The organism is Mycolicibacterium sp. MU0053 (genome assembly GCF_963378095.1).
In the GTDB taxonomy this organism is placed as follows: domain Bacteria; phylum Actinomycetota; class Actinomycetes; order Mycobacteriales; family Mycobacteriaceae; genus Mycobacterium; species Mycobacterium burgundiense.
Map to the genome: position 1 here is coordinate 1,394,427 of NZ_OY726397.1, position 13,187 is coordinate 1,407,613.

The window sequence follows — 13,187 nt, forward strand, 5'->3', positions numbered from 1 at the left end:
GTCATCACCGCCGAAGACGATTTCACTCATCCCGTGGGACCAGAACCCACGTTCAATGAGTCGATGTACTTCCAGTTCAGCGACCCAGCGTCGGGGCTGGCGGGATTTCTACGGCTGGCAAACCGGCCGAACGAGGGGCGCGGAGAACGCACCATCTGCCTGTATCTGCCCGACGGCACCCTGGCCTTCGGGTTCGCCCGGCCCACCGTGACGAGCAACGATCAGATGAACGCCGCCGGCCTGAGTGTCGACCTTGCGGTCCCGATGAAGCAACTGCGGGTGCGCTTCGACGGCCAAGTTTCCCTGCTTGCGGACCCTCGCACCCTCATCGACCCCAAACGTGCCCTGAGCGCCAGTCCCATCGCGGATTGCCGCATCGAACTGCAGTACGCCGCGATCGCACCGCCCTACGCGGGCACCTTCGACGGCGACGGCGAGGGCGCCTCGTTCGCGCCCAACCACTACGAACAACTGGCCGCGGTGACCGGAACTGTGCAGATCGGCGACGCGGAAACCCTCGTCAACGGACATGGGCTGCGTGACCATTCGTGGGGGCCACGCTCCTGGCAGGCGCCGTGGTTCTACCGGTGGGTCCACGGGTCCGCTGCCGACCAGGGCTTCATGGTCGCCTACTTCGGCGAACCCGACGGCACCTCCCGCAGCGGCGGGTTCGTGTGGGACGGTGCGACTTTGCACACCTGCCGCGAGGCCACGGTGAGCACGGTCCGCGACACCGATCACTACCAGCAGACGGTACGTGTCGAGGCCATCGGCGATGAACGGCGCTGGAGTTTCGAGGGGCAAGTGCTGACTTCGGCCCCGCTGCGGAACCGTTCTCGGGACGGCGCCGCCACCACCCGCATCATCGAGTCCACCGTGCGTTGGACCGACGCCGACGGACACGTGCTGCACGGCATGGCCGAATACCTTGATCAGCTCCGCGACGACCTGCCCGTCGGGCTGGACGTCTGAGACGAAAGGAAAAATGCAGTGACACAGGTTTACTCAGGGCTCGACGCCATCGCCGACGCCGCGGGCAGCGAGTTGGGGCCCACCGACTGGCTGACCGTCACCCAGGAGCGCGTCGACCTGTTCGCCGACGCCACCGACGACCATCAATGGATCCATGTCGACCCGGCGCGGGCCGCCGACGGGCCGTTCGGGGCGACCATCGCCCATGGTCTGCTGACGTTGTCGCTGCTGCCGCGGTTCATGCATGAGCTGTACCGCGTCGACGGGGTGAAGATGGCGATCAACTACGGGTTCAACAAGGTCCGGTTCATCTCGCCGGTTCCGGTGGGAGCCAAGGTCCGTGCCCGCGCCCGCATCGAAAAGGCCGAGCGCCTCGACGCCGCGGTGCAGGCCACCATGGTCACCACGGTCGAGATCGAAGGCGTCGACAAGCCCGCCGCCGTCATCGAATCGGTGGTCCGCTATGTCGGCTGAGCGCGCGGTTGAGACTGCCAAGCGTCTGTACGAGGCACTTGCCGGCGGTGACAAGGATGCCTTGGGTGCGTTGTTGCATCCGGACTTCGTCGGGCACGCGGCCGAAGGGCTGCCCCTGCAGATGGGCGGCGAACATGTCGGCGGCGAGGCCATGCGCACCAACCTGTGGTGGCGCATCGGCGAGCACTTCCGGGTCAAGGCGATTGCCGAGGAATTTCAGAGCCTGCCCGACGCGCGACTGATGGTGACCGGCCGCTACCGCGGCACCGCGCGGCGGAGCGGAAACCCGTTGGATGCCGCCTTCGTTCACGTCATCGCCTTCAGCGATGACGGTCGCATCGTGGCATTGCAGCAGCTCACCGACACCGCGGCCTGGCATGCCGCGCTCGACGGCCCATCCGCGCTCGAGACAATCGAGTATCGCGTAGACGACGGTGTCGCCACCGTGTGTCTGAATCGACCTGCCGAGCGCAACGCCATCGACATGCGCGTGGGCCAGGAGACCCTCGAGGTGGCCCGTCGCATCGAGGCCGACCCGACCGTGCGGTGCGTGCTCATCTGCGGCAACGGACCCGCCCTCACCGTGGGCGGCGACATCAAGCACTTCGTCGAAGGCCGCTCGGAGCGGTTCGGTGACTACCTCGCCGAGATGACTGTCCCGTTTCATCGTGCATTCGACATCCTCAGCCGAATCCAGGCGCCGATTGTCACCGCGGCGCATGGCGCTGTCGCCGGCGGCGGTATCGGGTATGTGTACGCCGCCGACATCGTGGTCGCCGCCGAGGGCACCAGGTTCTTGACCGCCTTCGCGGGGCTCGGGGTGTCCGGCGACGGCGGCGGCACCTGGCATCTGCCGCGCTTGATCGGCCCGCGCCGAGCCGCGGAGGCGTATTTGCGCAACAAGCCGATCAGTGCGCAGCAGGCACTGGAGTGGGGAATGATCAACGAGATCGTGCCCGCGGACCGGCTACGCGAACACGCCACAGAGCTGGCTCGGGAACTGGCCACCGGACCGACCCGGGCCTTCGGCGCGATGCGCGAATTGCTGCGCGATTCCTGGCGCAGCGACCTGTCGGGGCATCTGCTCGCTGAAACACGCGCCCTCAAGGCCACTGGCGACACCCAGGATGCTGCGGCCGCGATCAACGCGTTCGCGGCCAAACAACAACCCACTTTCATCGGAAGGTAAGAACATGTCGGGGCTGATGCACGAAAGCGACGATCACCGCGCGATCCGGGAAACGGTCGCCGGAATCGCCCAAAAGTACGGTGCCAGTTATTTTCTCGAGCGCGGTCGTACCGGGGGTGACATCGACGAACTTTGGAAGGACCTCGCGGAGTCCGGCCTGCTCGGCGTCCACCTTCCCGAGGAGTACGGCGGTGGCGGCGGCGGGATGGCAGAGGCCGTCGTGGTCGTCGAAGAGCTTGCCGCCCACGGGATGCCGCTGTTGATCTGGGTCATCTCACCGGCCATCTGTGGAAGTATCCTGGCCCACCACGGCTCGGACGCCATGAAGAAGGAGTGGCTGCCGGCGATTGCCGACGGCACCCGCAAGATGGCCTTCGGACTGACCGAACCCGACGCCGGTTCCAACAGCCACAACGTCAAGACCACGGCGCGGCGCACCGACACCGGTTGGGCGATCTCGGGATCGAAGTACTACATCTCCGCCGTCGACCAGTCCGACTCGATCCTGTTGGTGGCCCGCGACGGCGATCTGTCGACGCCGGAGAAATCCAAGCTGTCGCTGTTCGTCGTGCCCGCCGACGCCCCCGGGCTGAGCTATCAGGAGATCGAGACGTCGATCGTCTCACCTGACAAGCAGTTCACGGTGTTCCTCGACAACGTCGAAGTCGGCGGTGATGCTCTCATCGGGGATGCGGGCAATGGCCTTCGTCAGGTCTTCGACGGGCTGAACCCCGAGCGGATCCTGGTGGGCGCGCTGTCCGGCGGCATCGGACGCTATGCCATCAGCAAGGCCGCCGAATACGCCAACCAGCGGCAGGTGTGGTCGACTCCAATTGGGGCACATCAAGGTATCGCCCACCCGTTGGCCGAGTGTCACATCGCGGTAGAGCTGAGTCGGCTCGCGACCGCGCGCAGCGCGGAACTGTTCGACGCCGGTGAACCCGCCGGCGAGGCCGCCAACATCGCGAAGTTCGCGGCCTCCGAGGCCGCGCTGAAGGCACTCGACCAGTCGATCCAGACCCACGGCGGCAACGGCCTGTCCCACGAGTACGGGTTGTCGGAACTCTGGTTCGTCGCCCGGCTCATGCGCACCGCGCCGGTGAGCCGGGAGATGGTGCTGAACTTCGTCGCGCAGACATCGCTGGGTCTGCCGCGGTCCTACTGAAATCGAGCTGAGGAGACAAGCATGACGACCACCGAGCAGACCTTCGACGCGATCGTGATCGGGGCCGGGGCGGGCGGGTTGTTCACCGCGGCGCGGCTGGCGCACCAGGGTTTTCGCACGCTGGTGATCGAGCAGCTCGACAAGGTCGGCGGACGGGCCTCCACCGATGACATCGACGGCTTCAAGGTGAACAACGGGGCCATTGTCATCGAGGTCGGCGGGATCACCCAGCAGACCTGTGAGGAGGTCGGTGCCCCGTTCGATATCCGCGAGCCCCAGCCGCCGATCCTGTACCGCATCGCGGGCAAGGATGTTGACGTCACCGGCGGCGGGTGGGGGTTCCTGCTGGGCAAACTGACGCGGCAGGGCGCCAAGCTGGTCAAGGGGATCGGCGCGGCACGTAACGACTCCGGCCTGCCCGAGGACGAGCTCTCCACGGCCGAGTGGGTGGCGAAGTACACGAAAAATGAAGGCGTGCACGGGATCTTCCGCAACATGTGCGCCTCGGTCTTCGCTGTCGGCTCTGAAGACCTGCCCGCACGGGTGTTCTTGACCTACTTCACCCGCAAGAGCGCGTTCAAGCGGTTCGGCTTCCACCCCGAGGGCACCATCGGCCTGTGGAAGGGGCTGGCCGGCGCGGTGGAACGCCATGGCGGACAGATCTGGCTGTCGACTCCCGTGACGAAGATTCTCACCGAGGGTGGGACCGCTACCGGCGTAGTGGTCGAGCGCGACGGACAGCAGGTCACACTCACCGCCCCGGTGGTGGTCAGCGATGTCGGCCCGGCCGCCACGGTCGGGCTGCTCGGTGCGGACAACGTGCCGGCGGACTATCGGGAACTGGTTGAGCAGGGGACCCGGCCCACCTCGATGATCTCGGTGAACTTCGCCAGCCGCGAGCGCCTGGTCGAGGTTCCGGGCATGCTGAGTTTCGCCAAATCCCGCCGGCTGGCCTATGTCGCCAACTTCACCGACATCTGCCCGGAGATGGCTCCGCAGGGCTGGAATCTGTATGTCGGTACCGCAGTGCCCAAACCGTCGGTGGGTGATTTCGATGAGGCCGCCGAGACCGAGCTGCTGCTCCAGGATCTCCGTGACAACATCGACGACTTCGATACTCGCGCCCGAGTGCTCAACATCGCGGTCACCCGGGACGGTTGGCCGCCGCAGCGGGCGGTCGCGGGCTTCGACCTGCCGCATGACACCCCGATCACGGGTCTGTGGAACGTCGGGGACGGTGTCAAGGAGTACGCCAACGGCGGCACCACCGCCTGCGCGGAGACCGCCAAGCTGGTCGTCGACAAGATCGTGGCCAGCCATCGGCCCGCCGTGTTGAACTGAGCTGTGTTGTGAAAGCGTGGGGCGGGCCCAGCCGGGCCCGCCCCACGGCTTTACAGTGCCTTGATCGCCGAGTAGCTGTCGTTCGCCCGGATCTGTTCTGCGGCACGGGAAGCCATCGCCGCGAACATCTTGTCGCCGCGATCGGTCGCCTGCACTCCCAGTGACACCGGGATGGTCAGCACCAGCCCGTACAGCGCATGCGCCTGATACTCCAACCAGCACTTATCGGCGCTGTACCCTTCCACGCCGTAGGACAGCAATCGCCGATGGTATTCGGTGACCAGGTCGCGCTCGTGCTCGGCCCGGTCCGCCTCGGTCATGGAGTTACCGATGAAGTACGAGACATCGATTATGCCCGGTGCGGCCGCCACGCTCTGCCAGTCGACGACGGCGATCGGCGTGGCTCCGCCCTGTGCCGCGAACAGCAGGTTGTCCAGTCGGAAGTCGCCGTGCCACAGGCAGCGGTGCTCGCCGAGGGTGGCCAGCCACGCGGGCACATGATCGCCGAGTTGCTGGACTACCGAAACATGCTCCGGGTCAAGATGATTGCCGAATCGCTCCAACCACATCCCGGTGATCTGCGGTATCGACCCGCCGAGTTGAGTCCATGCCTGTTGGCCGGGGAGCCACTCGTGCTCGCGTAGGGCGGGGTGCGCCCAGGAGGATCCGTGCAGAGCCGCAGCCTGGGTCAGGGCTAGGTCCGCCTGGTCCGCCGAGCACCCGGTGATCTGATCGACCATTTCGGCGGGCCCCATATCTTCCAGTAACAGGATGAATCCGCACCGGTCATCCGCGATCTCGGCGAAATAGCTTTCCGGTGCGCGGGCGGCGCAGAGGCCGGACAGGTGCTGGTAGTAGAAGACTTCTCGTTGATAGGCCCCGGTCGCGATGGCCATCTGCCGGCTGGTTTCGTCGGTGCTCGAGATCTTCGCGATCATCGTGGCCGGCGCCACGTCGGTGTCGTCGGCGTAGGTGAGCGTCAGCCGGTAGCTGTTGGCCATCTGCCCGGTTCCCACCGGTGTGGCGTCGACCTCGGTGACCGTGACGGATGCCCAATCGGGCCGACGGCGCAGCGTGGTCGTCAGCGATTCTGGGGTCAGCTCAGCCAGGGTGTAGTCGGTAAACGCCATCAGTTTGCGGCCTTTCGTGATCGGATCGCGCGATATTCGGGAAGGATCGGCTCGAGTTCGGTGGGCGAGGCGCCGTGCAGAATGACTCCGTCGGCCCCGAGGTCCAACTGGTTCTGGACGGTGGCGGCGCACTGCGCCGGGCTTCCGGTGGCCGCAGGGGCCAGCCATTCGTCGGGCAGCAGGGTCGCGATGTGTTCGAGTTGCTCCACCGTGGTGGACGGGCTGTCGATCACTTTGATCGCGCCGCCGGGCGGCTGGAAGCTCTGCACGACCGGGTCTTGGCGGAAGCGTTCGAGAACCGCAGGGTCCCAGTCGTTGGTGCGCACCATCAGGTCGCCATAGCCCTGCAGGTAGGTTGCGAGCCTGCCGACGGTCTTGCGCAGTCGCAGCTCCTCCGGCAGGTGATCGCCGATGGTCGCCAAGCATGACCACACCTCGACCTTCGCCGGGTCGCGGCCCGCCGCCTCGGCGGCGTCCTTGACGGTCTGCACGCACCGTTGCAGTGTCTCGTCGGTGAAGAAGGTGTGCAGGATGACCTTGTCGAAGGCTCTGCCGCCCAACGCCAGTGAGTTGGGCCCGAATGCGACGAGGCCCAGCTTCACGTCCTCGTCGAAGTTGGGATCGAGCCGCAGCGCCGGATAGCTACCCATCGGACCGTCATGACCGACGACGGTTTCGCCGCGGAACAGCCGGCGCATCACGCCCGCGAAGTCCTCCATCTGTGCGGTGGTGATCTCCGGGATGCCGAACGCCCGTTGCAACGGGACTATTCCGCGGCCTAGCCCGAGGGTGAACCGCCCGCCGGTAAGGCGATGCATGGTGGTCGCGTGAGCGGCTGTCACGATCGGGTGGCGGATGTTGTGATTGGTTGCGCCGGTGGTGATCCCGATGGTGTCGCTGATGGCTCCGACAGCTCCGCAGATCGTCGCGGCCTCTTTGGTGGAGAACCGCTCCGAGACGAAGCATTCGCCGATTCCGAGGCGTTCGGCGTCGCGGACTTCGGCGATCAGATCGCGGGGGTGATCCGCCTGGCCGGCCAGCGTGTAGAACCCGATCTCGGGCATCTGCTCGGTCATGACGCCACCTCCACCGGAGTCAGAACGCGCTGCAGGAAGGCGACCTGATGGGCGACCACCCGGTCATGACAGGAGGTGCCCGGATAGACGTCGAAGTGGTCGCATGGGTAGTGATGCACGGTGGCTCGCAGTCGCGTCGCTGTGCGGGTCGCCGCGCCCGGGGGAGCGGTCTGATCGGCATCGGCGATCTGCATCAGGACCGGGCATCGCACCCGGTCGGCGAAGGCCCCGGGTCGGTACAGGCCCATCTGCAGGAACAACCGCGACGCCACCGCATTTTTCCAGGTGGGACCGGCGGTGGCAGCCATGCCGGCCACCGCGCCGGGCGCGGTGAGCGCAGCGAGTTCGCCGGGATGGCCGACGATCGGCGTCAGCACCGGGGGGCGTCGTAGTGCGGTGCCAATCGCATCCGATAGACCGCGGCCCACCAGTTTCGCGAGGTGTGCCGGCCCGTTGGCCTTGGCCATCGCGGCCACCGCGGCCAGACCGTCGACCGCGGGTGTCAGGCTGATCACCGCGGCAACCGAGGGGTCCTCGGCCGCCACCTTGAGCACATGCCCGCCGGACAACGACACGCCCCAGATCGCGACGCGATCGGCGTCGACCTCGGGCAGCGACCGGGCGTAGCGCAGCGCGGCATGGTAGTCGCGGAGCTGGGCCGGCAGCGATACCAGTTGCCTTGGGGTGCCGTCGGATTCGGCGAAGTTGCGATAGTCGAAGGTGACGACGTCGAGGCCCGCAGCAGACAGCGCCGTGGCGAAGCCCGCCAGGCCGCTGTCGCGGGTTGCCCCCAAGCCGTGGGCCATCACGACGGCGGGGCGGCCGTTCCGGCCGCGCAGCGCCTCGGAGGTCGCGGGGAAGTGCGTCGCGGCGAGCCTGGCGCCGCCGTCGGTGGGAATACGTATTGGGTCAGACATGTCAGCTCTCCTTGCCGAGGATGGTTGAAGACCAGATGTCGAGCAGCGTGGCGTGCGCGCGTCGCGCCGCGTCCTGACCGCCGCCGCTGCGCAATAGGCGTTGCAGCACTTGCTCATTCGTGGCGATCAGGGCATGGGCGAGGTCGGCGGGATCGGCGCCACTCACTGTGCGGTTTTCCGAGATGTACTCCGCGACGAAGTCTTCGTAACGTTGCAGCCATGTGGTCCAGATCTGCCGAGTGGCGGCATCGGTATCGCGGGCATCCAGCATCGCCAGGTAGAGGGCCTTCTCGCCGAGCCAGGCGTCGACCACCGATTGCAGCGACCGCGACATGTTGTCGAGCTTGTCTCCTGGTGCGTTGATGATCTCGGTGACCGTCGACACCTGATCGGAGAAGATGTCGGCGAGCAGATGCGTGACCGCCTCGTGCTTACCGCTGAAGTAGTGGTAGAACGCCGAACGACCCAGGCCGGCCTCATCGGTCACATCCGCGATCGACACCTCGGCCAGCGGCTGGCCTTCGAGGCGGGTGGCCAACGCGTTAAGCAGTCGGGTGCGCCGCATCTCGCCTCGGTGCTGCGGTCGGACCGGATTGTGGCGCGGCGCGGCGACGTCGTCAGACCGCATCGGCTGCGGGTTCCGCGACGCGCCCGCTCAGCACCACCGGCCCGTGCTTGGCGACCCGACGACGCCCGGCGGGCAGCTCCCGCCCGCGAATGTCGCGTTCGTAGTCGAAGTAGTCGAGTTGCTGGGTATGGCGGGGCCGGTCGGCGAAATGCCCGATGTACTTGCGTTCGTCGGCGGCGATCACCTTCTCCATCTGCTGCGGATTCGGCGGGCGATACGTCCCGGCCAGATAGGCGGCCGCCAGCCTGGCCTGGCATTCCACGAAGGGAAACAGCGTGGGCAGAGCCTGGGCGAATCCCACGAAGATCAGATCGTCGATGCCGGGCTTGAGCATCCGCTTGAAGAGTGGCAGCCGGTTGTCGGGTGCCGAGAGGAACTCCGGGTCGAAGAACGGGAAGGTGATGTTGTAGCCGGTCGCATAGATGATGACGTCCGCGGCCACCCGGGTGCCGTCGGTGAAGACGACGTGGTCGCCGTCGAGCCGCTCGATGTTGGGTTTGGCCGTTGCGTCGCCGGCACCCAACCGCATCAACAGTTCGGCGGACTGCGTGGGGTGCGCCTCGAGGAAGTGGTGGTTGGGAGTGGGCAGGCCGTAGTGTTCGGGGTGGCCGAACAGCAGCCGCGGCACGGGCCGCATGATGCGGCGTTGCCAGGACAAGGGGATCACTGGGAGCGTGCGGGCGATCTTGTCGGCAGTCATTCCGAAGATGTACTTGGGCACCACCCATGCACCGGAGCGCGTGGACAGGTACACGGTGTTCTGCCAGGACTTTTGCGACAGCTCGGAGACGATATCGGCCGCCGAGTTGCCGATGCCGACCACCACGATGCGCTTACCGCGAAGGTCGAGGGGTTCGGTGGGGTCGATGTAGGCGTGGGAGTGGATGGTCTGGCCGTTGAACTCGCCGGGGAAGTCCGGGAATCGGGGATCCCAGTGATGTCCGTTGGCGACCACCAGTGCGTCGTACTGCCGGCGGCTGCCGTCGCTGATCTGGAGTTCCCAGCCGCCGCCGTCGAGCCGACGCGCATGCTCGACGGCGGTCTGGAACTTGATGCGTTCGCGTAGGCCGAACGCGTCGGCGTAATCGTCGAGATAGTCCTTGATCTCGCTGTGGTGCGGATAGTCCGGAAGGGAACTGTCCATCGGGAAGTCCTTGAAACACAGCAGGTCCCGCGAGGTGTCGATATGTAGTGAGCGGTAGGCGCTGGAATGACCGTTGGGGTTGCGGAATGCCCAGTTCCCGCCGACCCGGTCCGAGGACTCGAAGCAGTCGTAGTCCACACCGGCGTCACCGAGGTTCTTCGCGGTGGTGAGCCCGCTGATGCCGGCTCCGATGATTGCGGTCCGCGGTGTGGTGTGCATTTCGCCTCCGACGAGTTGTGACCTGAGTCGCTTGCCGCCACCGTAGAGCCCAATCCTGACAAGAGTCAACTTTCGGCGATAATTTTCTAGTATTTGTTCAAGAACATCGTGTCGCAGGTCGTTCCCTGCCTGGGTCAGCGGTGCAACTGCAGCGTGCAACGCGCCTGTGTGGCGAGGGCGTCGCAGACCGAGATCATTTCCATCGCGAGTACGTCTTGGAGGGGGTGGTCCGCAGACTGCGTTGATGCCGCCTCGACCGGATCGATCGGCGCTTCGGCGGCAATCGGCACCGTTGCGGTGGTCCGATCCCGACGCACGGGCATTGATCCGCAACGGGCGAGCGCGAACACCGTTGTCTCATGCCCCTCATCGCTGCTACCGGTACTGATCAGGACGTGATCCAGTCGACGACCTCGGTCAACGGGGCGCGGGTGGTCCGGTAAGTGTTTGTCGGGTGGTCGAAATCGGGGTAGCCAAAGGAGATGCCGCACACGATTTGGCGGTCCGGCGTCAGGCCGAGTTCGTCGCGCAGAGTGTTGGGGTACATGGCCAGGGCGGCCTGCGCAATGCTGCCTACGCCGCGAGCGGTTGCCGCGAGCATGAAGTTGCTGACGTAGCCACCGCAATCGACCGCGCCGTACGGGCCAAGTGCCTCGTCGGCGTGGATGATCGCCACGTGCGGGGCGCCGAAGAAGTTGAAGTTCTGCAGCGTTTGCTCCATCTGACGCTGGCGATCGCCGCGTTCGATGTCCAGGGCGTTGTACAGCTGGAATCCGCTCTCGCGTCGGCGGTCACGGTGAACGCCGCGATATTCCCGAGGAAAAGGAATGTCCGGCGTGTCGGTATGACCGCTGGACGCTGCGGTGAACAGCGCTTTGCGGAGCCGATCGGTTCCTGCCCCGCTGGCGACAGCGACCCGCCAGGACTGGCTGTTGCACCACGAAGCCGTCAATTGAGCGGTCTCCAGGATCTCGCGAATCGTCTGTTCCGCAACAGGTTCCGGCCGGTAGGCGCGATAGCTCACTCGTACGGCCAGCAAGTGTTCGAGGATGTCAGCCGCGTTGTCCGGGAGATGATCGGATCGGCGGGACTCGACGACAGATCGGATGTCGGTGGTGGTCAAGAAAGTTGCCCTTTCAGATGCATCGGTTCCCACTCGAGATGGTCGTCACCGATGGGTGAGCCAAAGTGGCCGTAGGAGCGACGGGTGCGCACGCACAGTCTAGATCGCTGCGATTTAAGTTTTGAAGTGAAGGTTGATCGGCTGTGAGAGCACCAGCTACGGCTGCTCCAAGGCTGCGTCACGCAGCAAACCCGAGCCGGCAGCGGTGCTCTCGCACCTACGCAGCCACGTCTACCTGCACGATTGTCGGATGGCTGGTGATCGAACCGTTGGCCAGAGCACGTTGCATGTGACCGTGATCATAGTCCGTGTAAAGTAGCGCGCGCATGCCCCAGTGGCGCAGTGGCCGAGAAATCTAACTCGGATTAACGAAGCGCTCCTGGCGGTGTCGCGCCTGCGAGGAGGTCGTCGGTGTATCGACGCGCTTCTCGAGTGCGCGTAGTACCGAGGCAAGTTGTAGTTGGGCCTGCCTGTGCGTGAACGTACGTCGAATATCAAATAGAAAAATGATTCAATCCACCCCCCGTTCGGGAGGATGGTCATCGGCGACTGAGGAGACGACCCGTGAAGACCAAAGCCGCAGTTCTGACGGAGTTCGGTAAGCCCTGGAGCATCGAGGAGGTCGACGTCGACCCGCCCGCTGCGGGCGAAGTCCTGGTGGCCTGGGAGGCCAGCGGACTGTGCCATTCGGACGAGCACCTGCGCCTCGGAGATTTCGGCGGGCCGGTACCCGAGGTCGCGATGATCGGCGGCCACGAGGGGGCGGGCCGTGTCCTCGAGGTCGGTCCTGGTGTGCGCGAGCTGAAGGAGGGCGACCACGTGGTGGCGTCTTTCCTGCCGGCGTGTGGCCGGTGCCGATTCTGTGCGACCGGACATTCCAACCTGTGCGATCTGGGCGCCTATCTCATGACGGGGACTCAGCCGGACGGTACCTTCCGTCGCCGCTGGAACGGTAAGAACGTCGGGGCCATGGCCTTCGTCGGAAGCTTCTCGCAGTACGGGTCGGTGCCGGAGGCGTCGGTGGTCAAGATCGATGATGACATCCCGCTGTCGAGCGCGTGTCTGCTCGGGTGTGGCATCACCACTGGGTGGGGGTCGGCAGTCAACAGCGCCAAGGTCGGGCCAGGTGACACCGTCGTCGTCCTGGGGTGCGGCGGTATCGGCACCGGGGCAATCCAGGGTGCCCGGCTGGCCGGAGCTGAACACATCGTGGTGGTCGAACCCGTCGAGTCCAAGCGGGACAAGGCCATCGAATTCGGGGCCACGCACTTCGTCACCTCTGCGCCGGAGGCCACCGCCCTGGTCGCCGAACTCACCCGTGGTGTGATGGCGGACTCCGCGATCCTGACGGTGGGCGTGCTCAAGGGGACAATGATCGAAGAGGCGCTCAACATGGTTCGCAAGGGTGGCGCCGTCGTCATGACCGCGATCGCCCCGATAACCGACCAAGCGGTCACCATGTCGATGTGTGTGGCCACGCTGTTTCAGAAGCGCGTGCTCGGCAGCCTCTACGGAGAGGCCAACCCGCGCGCCGACATCCCGCGGCTGCTGCGGCTCTACCGCAGCGGCCAGCTGTTGCTGGATGAGGCGATCACCGCGCGGTACAAGCTCGAGGACGTCACCACCGGCTACGACGACATGCTCGCCGGTCGCAACATCCGTGGCGTGATGATCCACGAGCACTGATCGAAGTTCGCCGCCGCGAGCGCAGACCTTCCGGCATCCGTCCGGTGCTCGGCGGGGATGATTCTATCTTCCGTCTGCATGCAAACGGGCCACCCGGCATTTTGAAACGAAAGTTGGCGGGCT

Annotated in this window: 13 protein-coding genes; 6 read left to right on the top strand and 7 right to left on the bottom strand. The window is 65.7% G+C overall.

Annotated features, from left to right (window positions below):
* Window positions 1-33: 33 nt before the first annotated feature.
* From RCP80_RS06640 to RCP80_RS06660, 5 genes are read left to right on the top strand one after another with little or no spacing between them, the layout of a single operon-like run.
* Window positions 34-972, top strand: coding sequence for a DUF7064 domain-containing protein (locus RCP80_RS06640; protein ID WP_308481578.1), 939 nt, complete (start codon window positions 34-36; stop codon window positions 970-972).
* Between the two features lie 18 nt (window positions 973-990).
* Window positions 991-1,446: a MaoC family dehydratase gene (locus RCP80_RS06645; protein WP_308481579.1), complete on the top strand. Its 456-nt coding sequence runs from the start codon at window positions 991-993 to the stop codon at window positions 1,444-1,446.
* Entirely contained in the window at window positions 1,436-2,635 is a 1,200-nt protein-coding gene (locus RCP80_RS06650) for an enoyl-CoA hydratase-related protein (protein WP_308481580.1), read from the top strand. Before RCP80_RS06645 ends, RCP80_RS06650 begins: the two co-directional genes overlap by 11 nt.
* A gap of 4 nt (window positions 2,636-2,639) precedes the next feature.
* The gene (locus tag RCP80_RS06655; protein WP_308481581.1) at window positions 2,640-3,800 is read left to right on the top strand and encodes an acyl-CoA dehydrogenase family protein; all 1,161 of its coding nucleotides are present in this window, start codon (window positions 2,640-2,642) and stop codon (window positions 3,798-3,800) included.
* Between the two features lie 21 nt (window positions 3,801-3,821).
* A complete protein-coding gene (locus RCP80_RS06660) occupies window positions 3,822-5,141 on the top strand; it encodes a phytoene desaturase family protein (RefSeq protein ID WP_308481582.1) in 1,320 nt (439 codons plus the stop codon).
* A gap of 50 nt (window positions 5,142-5,191) precedes the next feature.
* On the opposite strand, the gene RCP80_RS06665 is transcribed toward RCP80_RS06660, so the two are convergent.
* From RCP80_RS06665 to RCP80_RS06695, 7 genes are all read right to left on the bottom strand, one after another.
* Window positions 5,192-6,271 carry an oxidoreductase family protein gene (locus RCP80_RS06665; protein ID WP_308481583.1) on the bottom strand — a complete coding sequence of 360 codons (1,080 nt, stop codon included), beginning with the start codon at window positions 6,269-6,271 and terminating at the stop codon, window positions 5,192-5,194.
* Window positions 6,271-7,347, bottom strand: a complete 1,077-nt coding sequence (locus RCP80_RS06670; protein ID WP_308481584.1) for a TIGR03857 family LLM class F420-dependent oxidoreductase — start codon at window positions 7,345-7,347, stop codon at window positions 6,271-6,273. The genes RCP80_RS06665 and RCP80_RS06670 overlap by 1 nt, the downstream gene beginning before the upstream one ends.
* The gene (locus tag RCP80_RS06675) at window positions 7,344-8,264 is read right to left on the bottom strand and encodes an alpha/beta hydrolase (RefSeq protein ID WP_308481585.1); all 921 of its coding nucleotides are present in this window, start codon (window positions 8,262-8,264) and stop codon (window positions 7,344-7,346) included. The genes RCP80_RS06670 and RCP80_RS06675 overlap by 4 nt, the downstream gene beginning before the upstream one ends.
* A 1-nt stretch (window position 8,265) precedes the next feature.
* Complete coding sequence (locus RCP80_RS06680; protein WP_308481586.1) at window positions 8,266-8,892, bottom strand: TetR/AcrR family transcriptional regulator; 627 nt, start codon at window positions 8,890-8,892, stop codon at window positions 8,266-8,268.
* A complete protein-coding gene (locus tag RCP80_RS06685; protein WP_308481587.1) occupies window positions 8,882-10,255 on the bottom strand; it encodes a flavin-containing monooxygenase in 1,374 nt (457 codons plus the stop codon). The genes RCP80_RS06680 and RCP80_RS06685 overlap by 11 nt, the downstream gene beginning before the upstream one ends.
* Window positions 10,256-10,389: 134 nt before the next feature.
* Window positions 10,390-10,605 carry a hypothetical protein gene (locus RCP80_RS06690; RefSeq protein WP_308481588.1) on the bottom strand — a complete coding sequence of 72 codons (216 nt, stop codon included), beginning with the start codon at window positions 10,603-10,605 and terminating at the stop codon, window positions 10,390-10,392.
* 38 nt (window positions 10,606-10,643) lie between these two features.
* Window positions 10,644-11,378: a nitroreductase gene (locus RCP80_RS06695; RefSeq protein ID WP_308481589.1), complete on the bottom strand. Its 735-nt coding sequence runs from the start codon at window positions 11,376-11,378 to the stop codon at window positions 10,644-10,646.
* A 564-nt stretch (window positions 11,379-11,942) separates the two neighbouring features.
* On the opposite strand from RCP80_RS06695, the gene RCP80_RS06700 reads away from it, so the two are divergent.
* Window positions 11,943-13,064, top strand: coding sequence for an NDMA-dependent alcohol dehydrogenase (locus RCP80_RS06700; RefSeq protein ID WP_308481590.1), 1,122 nt, complete (start codon window positions 11,943-11,945; stop codon window positions 13,062-13,064).
* The last annotated feature ends 123 nt before the right edge of the window (window positions 13,065-13,187 follow it).

Excerpts from the sequence above, each read along its gene's own strand:
- RCP80_RS06650 (WP_308481580.1), top strand. The coding sequence starts at position 1,436 with ATGTCGGCTGAGCGCGCGGTTGAGACTGCCAAGCGTCTGTACGAGGCA.
- RCP80_RS06655 (WP_308481581.1), top strand. The coding sequence starts at position 2,640 with ATGTCGGGGCTGATGCACGAAAGCGACGATCACCGCGCGATCCGGGAA.
- RCP80_RS06660 (WP_308481582.1), top strand. The coding sequence starts at position 3,822 with ATGACGACCACCGAGCAGACCTTCGACGCGATCGTGATCGGGGCCGGG.
- RCP80_RS06665 (WP_308481583.1), bottom strand. The coding sequence starts at position 6,271 with ATGGCGTTTACCGACTACACCCTGGCTGAGCTGACCCCAGAATCGCTG.
- RCP80_RS06670 (WP_308481584.1), bottom strand. The coding sequence starts at position 7,347 with ATGACCGAGCAGATGCCCGAGATCGGGTTCTACACGCTGGCCGGCCAG.
- RCP80_RS06675 (WP_308481585.1), bottom strand. The coding sequence starts at position 8,264 with ATGTCTGACCCAATACGTATTCCCACCGACGGCGGCGCCAGGCTCGCC.
- RCP80_RS06680 (WP_308481586.1), bottom strand. The coding sequence starts at position 8,892 with ATGCGGTCTGACGACGTCGCCGCGCCGCGCCACAATCCGGTCCGACCG.
- RCP80_RS06685 (WP_308481587.1), bottom strand. The coding sequence starts at position 10,255 with ATGCACACCACACCGCGGACCGCAATCATCGGAGCCGGCATCAGCGGG.